Below are 14,379 nucleotides of genomic sequence, written 5' to 3' on the forward strand. Positions count from 1 at the left end.
ATCGGCGATGGTGACTCGGTTCCGGAACACGGGTCAGCGGGATCGCGATTCTCGACGCCGCCCACGTCAGCCACCTTGTTGACGACCGGAACGACGCACGGGTGGTGGCGTAGGCCGATGGTTCACACCGCTTCGAGGACGCACGAGGTCAGTCCGCCCAGTGTTGCAGGCACCACTTCATCCGGGCTTCGGGCGGTGACGCGTGACAGACGAGCACGCTCGCATCGAAGACGGTCGGTAACGAATGGGACCCGGGGAGCGCTGACAACGGGGAACGCACGTATTTTCTCCGGGGAGCGCGTGCTCGAGGGCCGGACCGGCAGGGCGTCCGGTGAGTCGACCTGCCGGCGCGGGTCGAGGTAGAAGAAGGGGCCATCAGAAAATATGACTCAGCCACCGCAGTGGGGGCCCGAGCCAGGCGAGCACAACTACCGATGGCCTCCGCCCGAGGATCAGCCGACCGCGCAGTACCCGCGCATCGACGATGCCCGCGACGCATACATGCCGCCGCAACAGCCCCAGCCGATCCCGCAGCCCCATCAGCCTGGGCAGATCCCGCCGCCCGGCTATGGGCAACAACCGGCCTACGGGCCGCCGCCCAGCTATCCGGCACCGCCGCCCAAGAACTCCAACGCGGCCGTGTGGATCGTCGTCGCGGTGCTCGCCGTCATCGTGCTCGGTCTGGTCGGCTACCTGTGGTTATGGCCGCAGATCGTCAACGACAGCAGGGCGTCCGGGCCCTCAACCTCGACGTCGACCGTGGTCGTGCCCGCACCCGGCGGCCCGGCCCCGGCGCAGGGCGGCGCGGGCCCGGCACCGGCAACCGGGGAGAGCGTGCCGGCGTACTCCACGCCCTGTCCGAGTGTGTTCACGAGCCCGAGTTTCGGCACCTCGGCAGTGGGCAGCGGTGTCACCTCGTGCGAGTTCGCCGAGGAGGTGCGTTCGGAATACCTACGCCAGGGTGTGCGGGGCGGTGTCGTCTCGGTCGACGCCTACAGCCCGGTCACCGGCCGCACCTACACGATGACCTGTTCGGGCAACACGGTGGTCACCTGCACCGGCGGCAACGACGCCGTGGTGTATCTGTACTGACATGGCCGAGTTTCGGCGCTCGAACACGCGCACTCACCTGCTTGCGGTCGCCGTCGCGGCCGTGGTCACGACCGCCGTCGGCGCGTGCAGCCCACCACCGGGCAACGACGAACCGGATGTGATCGTCATCGAGACGATCACCGAGTCCGTCGGACCCGCTCCGGCTGTTCCCCCTGCGACCGCCGGCCCGGGCGTGGGGGTGGGGGTGGGCGGGGGTTTGGAGGAGTTCGATGCCTTCGCCCGGCAATTGCCCGCTCAGGTGGGTCTGGCGATCGTCCCGGTCGGCGGCGGGCAGGTAATCACCGGTGGCACCGTGATGACCGATGTCGCCTGGTCGACGATCAAGGTGCCCTTGGCCATCGCCGCGCTGACCGCCGATCCCGCCCAAGCCGGCAACGCCGTCGCCGCGATTACCGCCTCGGACAACGATGCCGCCCAGGCGATGTGGGACGATCTCGGTTCCGGAACGGCGGCCGGGGCCGCGGTACAGCAGGTGCTGGCCGAGTTCGGCGACCCCGGCACCGTGGTCCAACCCCAGGTCACCCGCCCCGGATTCACCGCCTTCGGGCAGACGATCTGGCCGCTGACCGCCCAAGCACAGTTCGCGGCCTCGCTACCCTGCCACGACGCCGCCGACGAGGTTCTGACGCTGATGGGGCAGGTCTCGCCGGATCAATCCTGGGGGCTGGGAGCGCTCCCCGGCGCCCGGTTCAAGGGCGGCTGGGGGCCGAACCCCTCCGGCGGCTACCTGGTCCGCCAGTTCGGGGTCGCCGATACCGCGGCCGGGCAGGTCGCCATCGCCGTGGCCGCGGTCCCGACCTCGGGCGTCTTCGAGGACGGCATCGCCGTCCTCGACCGCGTAGTCTCCTGGCTGGCGCCGCGCCTGGCCGCCCTCACCGTCGGCAGTACCTGCTGACCTCCGCCTCCGCCTCCGCGGCCGCATGCCGCGGGCGGTCGAGCCAGATTCCGGAAAGGGAAATGGCCGGATCGGATCCTCCGCTGGTGCGGCGAGATGTCCGCAACCACAGCCCGGATGCGGGGAACGGCACCTCCGGAAGGTCGCGAGGTAGCTTCGACGGACTTCCCCGGTGGAGCCGGACGAATGTGCGTCACTGGGTTGGCGAAGCGAGGGGTGGACGGGTATGTATCCGGGTCGTGCGGGCGAGTCTCGCGTTTCGGCGTTGCGCATCCTGCCGAGATTTCCGTGCCCCGATGTTTCCCGACACTTTCAATTGCACTGCGGTCCGGTGATGTACCCCTGTTCGCAGCCGTACTGGGTTTGGATGTCGCCGCTGGTGGGGGCTTCCCCGCACGCGAGACCGCAGCGTTCGTACCCCTGGACTACCCCGTCTTCGTTGCGATCTTCGTCGGCGTTGTACGGATACGACGTGGCATCGCCGCCGGTCTCCGCTTCGCTGGTTCCGGGGGCGGGCTGGGTGCATGCCGGGTCGGTCGACGACGAGGACCCATCGGTGTAGACCGCCACGCCCGGGTAGTCGCAGTACCACAAGGTCGGTGGTTCCGGAGCGGCGTAGGTGTCGCAGGTGGCCTCGTAGCCGATGCTCCCGTCCGAATAGATGGCTGTGCCCGATTGGTACATCGGAAGATCGCCGCAGGAGAAGGTGACCGGCTCGGGTGCCGGCTCACCGGGCGGCGGCGGTGGGAGCGCGTCGGTGGTGGTGGACGTCGTGGTGAGCGGGGTTGTCGAGGCCTCGGTGGTTACGGTGACAGTGGTGGTCGCCGGTGGCGGAGCGACCGCATCGTCGGTGCTGCAGCCGGTCACGCCGAAGGCACCGAGTGCAGCCACTGCGATCAGGGCGCTCTTGGTGTTCACGGGCAGTCTCCCTACAGGCCCGGCGGTCCCGTGGACGAATACGCGCGAGTGCGGTTTCGTGGTCCGATCCGGATGTTCTGCTTATCGCGCACCCCGCCGTGAGTGTTCCACTGTCTGTCGTCGCGATGCTTGTCCCACGGCACAAAGATTGACAGGAGCAAGCCGGAATCGGTGTCCGAAAGAGTTTCCCGACTTGCCACGCGTCGTGAGCACGAGCGCGGGCTGGAGTGGTCCCCGCGATCAAGAACGCTGGTCCACCGACGACTGCCCCCGCCCCGCGCCGATTCGCGACATGAGGAAGCGCCGCGGATCGGCCTGAGACTGGGCTCGGGCACCGGATCAGGCGGACGGGAAGTGATCGGGCCGGAAGAGTATGTGCACGAGTTGACGGCCGGCGCCGTCGGTGGTCCACCACAGGCCCACGCAGGATGGACTGCGAGCAAGTTGCGGCCAGCGGGTCAGGGCACCGTCCGCGACATACCCGAAGGTGACACCGTGCTGGGCGTCCTGCGCGACGGCAGCTGCCGGAGGTGCTCCGGCATCGACGGTGAACGCACTCACCCGGACTCGGCCGTTCACCGGTTGCAGCATCCCCAGACTGACGCCCATGCCCTGACCGGTGGCGAGCATGGGCACACCGGTCCGTCGCGCCAGTGCCGACAGGTCCGGGCCGGGATAGTCCACCGGGACGGAGGCCACTGCCGGATCGCGGGCTTCGAGCGAGCTCAGCGGTCCGATGAGATCGCGCAGCCGGAAGGTCTGGACGGCCGGCTCGGGGTCCTCGGGCGGGTCGTCGACGGCCGGTGGTGCTGCCTCGGCTCCGCGTTGGAGGTGTCCGAGCAGGGCTCGCAGGTCCGGTTCGTCGTCGAGATCGAGGGGGAGCAGTTCCTGGGTGCGCCCGCCGGTGGCGACGCGCAGGTGCGTCCCCCGCTGCCAGATCTCTTCGGCACCGTCCACGGCGTAGTTCGCGGTCTCGATCACCTGCCGGGAATGCACCCCCGCCAGCAGAAACTCGTAGCCGTGAGTCGGTGCGGGGCGAACAACGACGGAGCGGACCTGCATCACCGACGGGGCGACGGCGAAGACCTCCTTGAGGGTCACCACGACATGTCCCGCGAGCCACCGGCGATACAGGACGTTGCGCGCGGATTTGGTGTAGGTGCGCACGGTCGGGTTGCCGGCGGCGGTGAGGTCCGGGTGCCGGGTGGGGGTCTGCTCGAACGGTGGCGCCCAGATGACCACCGAGGCCTCGCCATGTTGGTAGTCGACGACCGCGGAGGGCTGTGCGTTGTCGGCGAGGGCGTCGTTGAGCACGTCCAGGACGGTGTCACGCTCCCCGGCCACGAGCCGGCTCCACTGCTGGTCCCACCAGGCTTGAGCCTGGGCCTGCCACCGCAGCAGAGACTGGTGTTGTTGCTCGGTTTCGAACTCGATCTGCTGGGCGGCCAGTCGTTTCGCCTCCGCCCGGGCGGACAGCGAGAACCGGGAACGGGTCTGCATCAGGTCCCGGTATCGCTGCTGCACCCCTCGGCGGCGAGCCTGCGCGGAGGGATAGGCGGGAGCGGGCACGGTGTACCGCGCCGCCGGCGGGAAGTGCACCCGGTGCAGGTTGTCGATGCGCTCGACGTCGTCGCGGGCGACCGCGAGGGCTTGTTCTTTGATGCGGCGTCGTTCGTCCCGCTGCGCCTGTCGTTCGGTGGTCTGCGTCCACCCCGAGCCGGTCGAGTAGGTTCCGCCTCGGCCGCTGGTCAAGGAGATGTAGCCGCTGATCGGTCCGAGGCCGCTGGAGACACCGACACCGCGTGTCCCGACGTGTACTCGGGCGATCCGCGGGCCGAGTCCGGCGCTCACCCCCCGCGAGGACACCCGCAGCCGCACCCCGGGTGCGAGCCGGAAACCGAAACCCATGTCGTTCCTCCCTCCGCCGCGACGCAGACTCATGCCGATGATCATCGATTACCCATGATGTCGGGGGATTCCGCGGTCCGCGCCTGCTCGGACTTCGGATGAACGTGGTCGGATCGCCTCGACGGAAAAGGAGGGTTCTGTGGCTGTCGTGGCTGGCTATTCGAGCCAGATCCGGTCCGTGAATCCGCCGCGCTCGCCGCGTTTTTCTTCCGCCTTGCGGCGGACGTCGTCGAGGGTGTAGCCGTGGCATGCCGCCACCGCGGTCAGGACCTCCAGGACGTCGGCGGCCTCTTCCAGCACGTGCTCGGGCGAACCGGACTCGCGCAGTTCCCGGGCCTCTTCGGCCAGTTTGTCGTGCAGCGCGCCTTCGTAGTCGTGCGCGTCGAGCTGTCGGGTGTCGGGAGTCCGGCCGCTGGCGCGGATGATCTCCGGTATCCGGTCGCGAACCAGCTTTCCCATCGGTGTCCCTTCCACGCGTGATACTGGCCGCATGTCGTTCTACAGCGTCGAGCCGACACCGCGCACATCGTGGCGTCAGGCCGTTCTGATGGGGGTCAATTCCCGCACGTACAAGTTCGCCCTCGGGACGGCGCTGCTCGAGCTGGCGAAACAGGGGCGCGATGCCGTGGCGCTTGGGGAGCTGGCCGAGCGATACGCCTGGGCGCTGCTCGCGCGGGAGGGCGGCTTTCCGCAGGCTCCGGCCGCCGTCGAGCTTCGCGACACCGATTTCCTGGCAATCCTGGAGCGGGAGCGGTCGGCGTCGTCGGCTGCGGGACGGCCCACGGAGGCACTGGTCGAGGCCGCGGTGAGGTCGATGCCCGGCATGGTGATGCAGAAGTTCCACAATCTGCGGGGGATCGGGGAGGTCGCGCACGCCTTCTACCGGGTGCAGGGCCGGGGGAGTAACGGGGTTGTGCGGCTGACGCCGGAGTTGCACCGCGTCGCTGCCGCCGACGATGTGCTCGGCCGTGAACTGGACTCGCGGTGGTCGATCGTCGAAGCGTCGTTCGATGCGGCGATCGGCCGTACCCTCATCGACCGGGGCGTGGAGATCGATGCCGAGGGAGCGGTGGTGGTGTCGCCGGCGCGGCGGGTGCCGCTGACCTCCGTGCGTGGTGCAATCGCCGGCTTCCAGCACGGTCGCTGCTTCTACTGTCATCAGGAGCTCGACCGGCTCGATGCGGACATCCACGTCGACCATGTCTTCCCGTTCTCCTGGATGAACACCGGCAGCTGGTGTGGGCCCGACCTCAACCACGTCTGGAATCTGGTCCTGGCGTGCGCACCGTGCAACCTGGCGAAGAGCAACCGGCTACCCACCGCCGACGAAGTGGAGCGCTTGCTGGACCGCAACGACGCGATTGCAGGATCACCGCATCCGCTGCGGCGCACGTTGGAGATCACCATGGGAACCACCGGTCCGACCGCAGAGGCGCGCCGGCGGCAGCGGCGGGACTTCGTCGGCGCGGTATGGAACCACGTCACCGAGGGACTGATGAGGTGACGGCACCGCCATCGCCGGCTCGGTGATCTCCGGCCGACGCCGAAGCGAGGCAGGCGAGCAGGGTGATGCGGCCCCTGGACCTGGGGCGTCTTACCGCGCGACCGCCGAACGTCCTGACGGGTCGGCGGCCGGCACCGTGTGCCGGGCAGGATCTCGTCTCGGTCGAGAGCACCCGAATCCAGTACGGCGGCGTCGGCCTCGGATCACGATGAGAGGATGGACGCATCGAGTTCTCAGGATCCGGCCCGCGAGTTTCTCGACCTGTGGGCCGACATCGAAAAGCATCTACGACACAAGTACTCGCTGCCCGGGCATATTCGCACCATGGGCGAGATCATCGCCGAAACCCGCACTCGGGACGCACTTGTCCGTCGCTACGAACCCGCCCTCACCGCGTTCCGGGATCTGCGCAACGCGATCGTCCACCATCCGTACCGCGGCGACGTTCCCATCGCTACCCCGCGCCCGGACACCGTCGACCGACTGCGCCGCATCCACCACGAGCTGCTCCACCCCGTCCAGATCGGACGGTGCCTGCGAGCACCGGTGGTGAGCACCGCGGCCCCGGACGAGCCGCTTCGCGACGCCCTGCACGAGATGGCCGAGCATTCGTACTCTCAGCTGCCTGTCTACGAGGACGGCCGATACCTGAGTCTGTTGACCACCAACGCCGTCGCCCGATGGCTGGCTGCACAGATCAGCGACGCCGGCGAGGTCCTGGTGGACCAGGTTCTGGTGCGAGAAGTGCTCGACTTTGTCGAGCCGACCGAATTGGTCGTCCACCGCGCACGCACCGTGTCGGTCGCCGCGGTGATCGACGGGTTCCGCAAGGAGGACCCAGCCGGCACACTGGTCGCGGTCATCGTCAGCGAACTGGGTCTACCGACGCAGAAACCGCTCGGTGTCGTCGTGCGCGACGATCTGGCATATCTGCTCACTCAGATCCCGGCAGTGGGCCTGTAGAACTCGGTGTCGCGGGGGACAGGGCGGGGATTGGGGGACTGGTCGCCTGCAGGTGCCGGTAACCGGTATGCCGCGCTCGACTACGAAGCCCACGGTCACGCACCGGGATCGGGGGCGCCGCGGGTGTCTTCGAGGGGAATCCGCTGACAACGTTCCCTGACGTCGGGACGCCCCTGCGGAGCTCGGCGACACCACATTCTTTGACATCAACGCGTTGGTCACGAGTATGCGCGCCCGTCCCAGCGAAGGATCCGGTCGGTGATGGTGCCCGCAGCGCAGCTTGGGTTGCAGTCGTTGTCGAACTGGCGAATCGTGTACTGCCCATCGGCCCCCGGCCCTTCCAGCTCGGCGTAGTAATAGACGTGGCTGGTGCTCGTGTAGTTCGGTCCGGATCCGTCATCCCATTCGATCGTCTCGAAGCCGTCGACGTTGGGCACGAGGGTCAGGACACCGTTGTATCGCCCGGGGTTGTAGGTGAGGAAGACGTTGCCGGTGGCGTCCGTGGTGGGCTCGGCGAAGTCCAGTGCGTCGCCGTAGACGGCGAGATCGACCCGGATCAGGATCTGTCCGGACGAGCTGATGGCCGCGACGCATCCGCCCCCACCAGGACCTGGTTCGCCATTGAGGACGGTGGAGACCTGCACAGTGCCCAGGTGCGGGTGAGGCACGCTGCGGGTGTCTTCAACCCTGCCCCCACAGATGGATTCCGCGGTCGCCGGCGGCGGCTTTACCTGGGTGAACAGGGTGATCTCGTAGGCGCCGCTGGAGAGCGCCAGGGTCGAGATCAGATCGCCGGCCACGACGGTGGCTTTGCCAATCCCCAGGAGCGCCATCAGTTTGCCCGCGACGACGGCGGCCGTGCGGGTGATGCCCTTCTCGGTGAGCTGATCCCACATCTGAGTCGACAGTCGGCCCTGAATCTCGGCGAGGATGTCGGGGGTTCTCTCGACGCCGCACATCACGAGCGATGCGATTCCGCCGGTGAGGGCACCGAGGTCGGCAGCGCTGACGGTGGTGGTGAGCCCGTCGGTGACGCACACACCCATGACACCGAGTTCCAGGGCCGTCAAGACGGCAGGATCGTCGGCGGCTTCCTCGATCGCGTTCCATAGGACGCCGTACGCCAGTGACGAGGTCGACACGGTCGCGGTGATCGTCGAGCTGCCGTTCAGTGGCGCCAGGGATTGTTCGGTGAATCCGAGGTCGACGCCGCCGCCGGGCGGCAGGACCCAGGTGCGGGAGCGTCTGTCGGCCGGCACGCCCATCGCGTCTGTGGTGGCGGACAGTACTTCCGCTGTGAGGGCGCTGATCTGGCCGGAATGCAGATCGACGAACGCCCAGGTCGGGGTGACCGGTGCGGTGACGATCAGTGCAACGCCGCGATTGTTGCGGATCTTGACGACCGCGGTGTCGGAATCGTGGGGGTCGGAGCCGGTGCACACGAGCATGGGTGCGTTCTTGTCCTCTACGTACACGACGTCGTCCATCCATCTCGGGCGAGGTTGGGATGGGCAGGACGGCGGGCGTGCACGCAGGCCCGCCGCGGAGGTGAGGAAGTGATTGGCGTCTTCGACGCGTGCCACCAGCCACTCCTTGATGCTCAGGTGGGTGACCTCAGCTGTCGCGGTGCGGCGATCAGGGCTGATCTGCGGCTCGATCACCTGTGTCGCCGCGGGTTCGGCCGAGTTCGACGCGTGCGCGTCGTAACTGATCAGGAAGAGCTGTTCGCCGGACGGGAGCGGTTCCGGAAGTCGGTATCTGAACGTCAGCGGCTTCTGGGGTTGACCGCTGGACAGGGTCACTTCCGCGCGGGCAAGAACACCGGGTATGTCCGCATCATCGAGTGGGGTGACCGTAAGGGTCGAGTCGGCCGGCCCCGCACCGGGCGGCACGGCCACGGTCCAGGCGTCGGTGACCGGGACGTCGGTAGCTTCGCTGTCCGACAGAGCCACCGAGGTCGAGGAAGACGGCTCCGGCGTCCCCGATGCCTCGTCGGAACGACCGGCACCGGGGAGCAGTGCGCATCCGCTTGCCACCAGCGTCGCCGCAACCAGCATCGCCATGGTCACGGGACCGGACCGAAGTCGTTGCACCACAGGCGTGTCCTCCTGTCCCACGGGAAGGTCGGCGGCTCACTCTAGCTCTGTCCCTCGGCGCCAAAGGCGGAATACGAAGCGCTATCGGCCGTGACCGGGCAGTCGACGAGAATGGACACGCAGTACGTACTCTGCGTATAGCGCAGATGACGGCTTCGCCGATCGGCGGCCAAGCACCTACCCATGCTGCGAGGACCTAGGGGGACAAGCCCGGAACCTCGCCGGACAACACCCGTCTGGTCGCCGCGCTGGCGCGGTGTCCCGACTCGTACAGTTTCGGCCAGGCCGCGAAGTCCTCGGGGTCGACGATCGTCGTGTCGTGACCGCCGTTTCCCGGCCGCTTCGGGCGATGTTCGGGATGGTTCGGAAACTCCAAGGCCAAATAGCCGCGGTCGAGTTCGAGCCGGAAGATCAGCCAGGTGTGCGGCGTGAATCCCACCGTTTCGGCGCGTTTGGCGAGGTCGACCCAGTCGGTGATGTTCGTGTACCCGCCGTCGAGCACCGCCGTCTGGGTGGCGATCATGGGGATCGTGCCCAGCCAGATCGGCGGAAACTCCAGCAGGACCCGGCACCATTCGCGCCGACGGGCGGGCGGGATCGGTTCCCACTTCGCCTGCGCGTTTCGCAAGGTGTCGCTGTCGTGGTGCGAAGACATCGCGCCCCTCTACCTTCCGGAGGCGTGGGCCTCCATCGACTTGTCCGCCGGCGGTTACCGCGCGAACCGGTTCTTCCCCTGGGGCACCCACAGTCGATGGAGACGGGGTTGCCGGGCAGCCGGCCAGGTACCGACAACTGCCACTCTGGAACCTGCTGCCACGATAGCAAGAGCGACCGACATGACGGCGTCCTGTCAGCAGACGCCCTGCTCGTCCTGACCTGCCGGCACCGCCGCAATCACACTCTCGTACTACCAGCTCGATCCGGGTCAGGAAGACGTCGCGTTCCTGCGTCGCGAACTCGAGCTGCGCGAGGGGAGCACGGCGTGACGACACCGGTGTTGGTGCGGTGGCGCCGGTGAACCGGCCTGGATCCGGGGCCCTCGGTCGATCAAGTCCGGTCGGCGAAGCCGCCGCGCTGGTCCCGCTTCTCGCCGGCCTTGCGGCGAATGTCGTCGAGGACCTGTCCGTGCAGGGCTGCGAGCGTGGTGAGCATTTTCAGGACGTCCGGTGGATGTCGCCGCTGCCGGTGCACGGGACCGACGTCGTGACCGCGTGGAGCCGCCACCACCGCCGCATGGCGGGCACAGTAGTCTGACCTGCACGGCAACGGTGTCAGGCAGTCGAGGAGGGCATGCGGTGCGGCGGCTGCGTGTGACCACCTACGACGACGGGAACAGCCTCTACGACACGGTGCTCGAACTGATCACCGCGGCCCAGAACAGGGTATGGATCAAGATCCCGTGGTGGGACACCTCCCCTCAGGCTCGTCGTCTCCTCGATGCGGTGATCGCCGCCAAGCAGCGCGGTGTCGATGTCCTGGTGCTCTGCCGGCCCGAAGCGTCCAACGACGCCGTGCTGCGAAAGCTGCGCCGCGCCGACATCTCCCTGACCAGCGTCCGGTACATCCACGAGAAAGAGCTGATCGCCGACGACATCGCGGTCACCCACTCGATGAACTTCACGCGTACCGAGATCGAGCGCAACCAGAACTCCGGCTCGGTCTTCGACACCCCCGAGGAGATCGACGACCTCGAAGCGGGTTTCCGCACGCTGCTGGACAATCGGGAGGCGGTCAGCGTCGGCGAGGAGGAGTGGACACCGAGTTCGGTGCTGATCCCCCCGGATTTCCAGAAGTTCCTGACACGCTACGACCGGCTCAATCCGTTGCAGTCGAAGGCCGTGCCCGTGGTGCTGTCGAGTCCGGGGCATGTGATGGTGGTGGCTCCGACCAGCGCGGGGAAAACGTTGATCGGGGAAGTTGCGGCGTTGCGGTCGATCGTCGGAGAGGGCAGGCCGGCGGTGTGGCTGTTGCCGGCACGCGCTCTGGCCGCCGAGATCGGTGAGACCGCCAAGCGGTGGAACGAGCACGGGATCCGTGCCATCGAACTGACCGGCGAGACCAACATGTCCAGTGAGGCGGTCCGCAAGGCGCAACTGTGGGTGGCGACGACGGAGAAGTTCGAGGCACTCTACCGGCGGTCCTCGCTGCGCGAGTTCATCGGCAGCGTCGGCTGCCTGATCATCGACGAGGTGCATCTCGTCGGCGATCCGGAACGCGGCGCCACCCTCGAATCGCTCATCGCCCGGTTGCGTGCCGCCGAAGCCCGCACCCGGATCGTGGCGCTGTCGGCGACCGTGTCCAATGCCGACGAGCTCGCCTCCTGGTTTCATGCTCAGCTGATCCGGTCGGCGTGGCGGCCGACAATCCTGAACACCCAGTTCGTCGCCTACGACGCCCCAGCGGCCGAGGAACGACGGGAGCTGCACGAAGCCGCCAAAGACCGGGCTCTGCGGGATCTGCTCGGCGAGCTGGTCGATACTGCCGGGCAGTCGACGACCGTCGGCCTCAGCGCCGCGACGGCAGAGGGCGGTGTCCTGGTCTTCTGTGGGAGCAAGAACGCGGTGCGACGCACCGCGGCGCTTGTTGCCGGCGTCGAGTTCCGCGAGGTCGACGACGAACAGTTGATCGATGCGGCCTTCGCGCGTGGGGTGGGAATCCACTTTCGCGATGCGCCCCGGGCCGGGCGCGCGCTGACCGCGTTCAAGGAGCGAGACATCCGCGTTCTCGTCGCCACGTCCGGGTTGTCGACCGGAGTGAACACCCCCGCCCGGTTCGTGGTGATCCGGGATCTCGAGCTGGGAATCTCTGCTCTGGAGGTTAGTCAGGCTCAGCAGATGTTCGGCCGGGCAGGACGGGCCGGACAGGAACCCGAGGGGTTCGGGTTCATGCTGGTACCACGCGACCAGGAAGCCCTCTGGCGTCATAAACTCGCCGACGGGTACACAGCACGCAGCCGGGTCGTCGACCGGCTGGCCGATACCGTCCTCGCCGAGATCCTGCTCCGGTCGATCCGACACCGATCCGACGCGTCGACCTGGTTTCAGGAGACGTTCGCCTACGCCCAGTCCCGTGAGGTTCACGACGTCGACGAGGCCCTCGACTTCCTGGTCCGCCGCGGCTTTGTGACCGAATCCGAGGACGGCCTGGCGGTGACGGAGATCGGTGCGTTGACCTCACGGCTGATGATCGATGTCGAGTCCGCCGCCGAGCTCCTGGCTGCGTTGGCCGAAGTCCCGGTCCCCGCCGACGCGGCCGAGGCCGAGGAGTACGTGCTGCAGATGACGGCGAGCGGCGTTCGCTCGCTTCGAGAGTGGCCGGTGAATCAGAGAACCTACGAGGCGGTGGTCCAGGAGGCGCTCTCGTCGTGGTCGCGGCGGGTGACCTCGCGTCTGGGCAGCCACTTCGGGTCTCGATTCTGCCTGGCGGCCGCGCATCTGGCGCTGCGCGATCCCCGTAGGCTCCACGCGAAGCCCCCACGTGGGATGTCCCTGGCCGACTTCCGGCGCGCGATCGACGAGATGCCCCGGTACCTCGCGTGGATCAGCGCCCTCGGTTACCTCGGGTCGGCGACCTGGGCGCCGGCGGTGGCCGGTGATCTGGCCCGCCGCCTGTCGTGGTGGACCCTGTCCCCACGCCCGGAGCGAGGCTCCGGTCGTCTGCTGTGGATGCTCGAACGCACGCTGCATCCGGAGAACCGGCGGATGCGCATGCAAAATCTGTGGGGTCGAGCCCGACAGAACGGCTACTCGAGCCCCGACCGGATCAACGCTCGGCCCCGCGACGTCGACGTCTCGACCGAGGAATTCGCGCAGGTCGCGCGTAGTCGCGCCGATCTGCAACTCGCCGTGCCGGACCGGCTCACCCTGCCCGTCACGACGGCGACCGCCCAATCCCGAGTGACGGTGCTGAGCAGTACCGGAACCCGCCGAGCGGTGTCCACCGTGTGCCCGGTGCTCGACCGGATCGAACTCGCGCTGCCCCCGGGCAGGGAGGCGGGCTCGATGGTTGCGGATGCATTCCTCTACACCCGTGACGGGGACTTCGCGTACCGCAATGTCGTGGTCGAGCTACCCGACGATGCGGTCGGTACACGACTCGATCCGCTGGTGGAGGCGGCTCGGCTGGTCGACGACCTGCCCGTCGTCGCCGTGGTGGTGAAGAAGAAGTTCTCGGGGCTGCGGCGCCTGCTGTCGAGTGAACGCAAAAAGCGCCGCATGTCGCTGCTGCCGTTGCTTGCCCCCGACCCGCAGTTGCGTCCGGTGGCGCTGGCCCTCGCCGAACACGAGGCTGAGCCCGAGCGTGCGGTGCTCACCCTGCGCGCCAACCTACGGGCGTTCCTCGCCGCCGAGGACAGTCACGTTCCGCGCCCGGCCGCGGCGGTGCTGCGCTCCGGTCACGCCTGCGACGACGAGTTCGAACTGACCTTGGCGGCGCTGGCCGGTGCCCTGCAGTTCGACACCGGTGCCGCGATATCGGGTGAGAAGGTCGTGGCGCTGGTGAAGATCTCCGGTGAGTGGCACCTGGCGGCCCCAACGAAGGAACCGTTCGTTCAGGTCGAACCTGTTGTCCCCGAGGAGCTCCCGCCGGTGATCCGAACGGTGCAGGAGCGAGAACACGACCCGGATGCCACCGTCACGCCGCTCTGCGACTGGATGCAGGAATTCACCCAGTCGTAGCGGAGAGTCAGCACCCCGCGGCTGCGCGCCACGCGATGCACACCGGCACGGCGCAGTGAGGGACCGCCCGGAAGCAGCACGGTACGACCGGCCGTCACTCGTCGCAAAGGGCGCAGAAGTCACCAAGGGGGGTGGAGCGCTATTCGTAGAGCGCGCTGTTGCCGCGCCAGTCGTTGTCGTGGGGGTCGGGGAGCAGATTGACGAAATCCGGCGCTAAGGGGCAATCGCCGAGCGACCTTGCGCTGTAGGTGATTTCATGTCGTCGTGACTGATGAGGGCGGCTATGGCCGGTTCGGTGCGTTGTCT

At 67.9% G+C, this 14,379-nt stretch carries 10 protein-coding genes and 1 riboswitch; of the genes, 5 read left to right on the forward strand and 5 right to left on the reverse strand.

The genetic code is table 11. The features are described 5' to 3' along the window. Positions 1-384: 384 nt before the first annotated feature. Both AIIKEEIJ_RS33430 and AIIKEEIJ_RS31140 read left to right on the forward strand, forming a co-directional pair. Positions 385-1,092, forward strand: coding sequence for a hypothetical protein (locus tag AIIKEEIJ_RS33430; RefSeq protein ID WP_238406605.1), 708 nt, complete (start codon positions 385-387; stop codon positions 1,090-1,092). A 1-nt stretch (position 1,093) separates the two neighbouring features. Beyond that, positions 1,094-2,008 (forward strand): hypothetical protein, encoded by a 915-nt coding sequence (locus tag AIIKEEIJ_RS31140; RefSeq protein ID WP_161996979.1) that lies wholly within the window; start codon positions 1,094-1,096, stop codon positions 2,006-2,008. Between the two features lie 312 nt (positions 2,009-2,320). On the opposite strand, the gene AIIKEEIJ_RS33435 is transcribed toward AIIKEEIJ_RS31140, so the two are convergent. The 3 genes from AIIKEEIJ_RS33435 to AIIKEEIJ_RS31155 all read right to left on the reverse strand — a co-directional run bounded on the left by AIIKEEIJ_RS33435 (position 2,321) and on the right by AIIKEEIJ_RS31155 (position 5,293). Beyond that, a complete protein-coding gene (locus AIIKEEIJ_RS33435; RefSeq protein ID WP_238406604.1) occupies positions 2,321-2,926 on the reverse strand; it encodes a hypothetical protein in 606 nt (201 codons plus the stop codon). A 339-nt stretch (positions 2,927-3,265) separates the two neighbouring features. Beyond that, positions 3,266-4,834, reverse strand: a complete 1,569-nt coding sequence (locus tag AIIKEEIJ_RS31150) for a DUF4236 domain-containing protein (RefSeq protein WP_161996978.1) — start codon at positions 4,832-4,834, stop codon at positions 3,266-3,268. A 156-nt stretch (positions 4,835-4,990) separates the two neighbouring features. Next, complete coding sequence (locus AIIKEEIJ_RS31155; protein ID WP_161996977.1) at positions 4,991-5,293, reverse strand: nucleoside triphosphate pyrophosphohydrolase; 303 nt, start codon at positions 5,291-5,293, stop codon at positions 4,991-4,993. A 31-nt stretch (positions 5,294-5,324) separates the two neighbouring features. On the opposite strand from AIIKEEIJ_RS31155, the gene AIIKEEIJ_RS31160 reads away from it, so the two are divergent. Then, positions 5,325-6,338: an HNH endonuclease gene (locus AIIKEEIJ_RS31160; RefSeq protein WP_161996976.1), complete on the forward strand. Its 1,014-nt coding sequence runs from the start codon at positions 5,325-5,327 to the stop codon at positions 6,336-6,338. A gap of 216 nt (positions 6,339-6,554) precedes the next feature. Beyond that, the gene (locus AIIKEEIJ_RS31165; protein ID WP_161996975.1) at positions 6,555-7,301 is read left to right on the forward strand and encodes a CBS domain-containing protein; all 747 of its coding nucleotides are present in this window, start codon (positions 6,555-6,557) and stop codon (positions 7,299-7,301) included. 218 nt (positions 7,302-7,519) lie between these two features. Here AIIKEEIJ_RS31165 and AIIKEEIJ_RS31170 read toward each other — a convergent pair whose 3' ends face one another. Next, positions 7,520-9,253 (reverse strand): hypothetical protein, encoded by a 1,734-nt coding sequence (locus tag AIIKEEIJ_RS31170; RefSeq protein WP_202917698.1) that lies wholly within the window; start codon positions 9,251-9,253, stop codon positions 7,520-7,522. Positions 9,254-9,593: 340 nt separating this feature from the next. Then, a complete protein-coding gene (locus AIIKEEIJ_RS31175) occupies positions 9,594-10,052 on the reverse strand; it encodes a mandelate racemase/muconate lactonizing protein (RefSeq protein WP_072812475.1) in 459 nt (152 codons plus the stop codon). Positions 10,053-10,083: 31 nt separating this feature from the next. Next, positions 10,084-10,204, reverse strand: a riboswitch (SAM riboswitch). Positions 10,205-10,692: 488 nt separating this feature from the next. On the opposite strand from AIIKEEIJ_RS31175, the gene AIIKEEIJ_RS31185 reads away from it, so the two are divergent. Next, entirely contained in the window at positions 10,693-14,073 is a 3,381-nt protein-coding gene (locus AIIKEEIJ_RS31185; RefSeq protein WP_161996973.1) for a DEAD/DEAH box helicase, read from the forward strand. The last annotated feature ends 306 nt before the right edge of the window (positions 14,074-14,379 follow it).

Source organism: Rhodococcus sp. YH1 (assembly GCF_009939605.1).
In the GTDB taxonomy this organism is placed as follows: domain Bacteria; phylum Actinomycetota; class Actinomycetes; order Mycobacteriales; family Mycobacteriaceae; genus Rhodococcus; species Rhodococcus aetherivorans.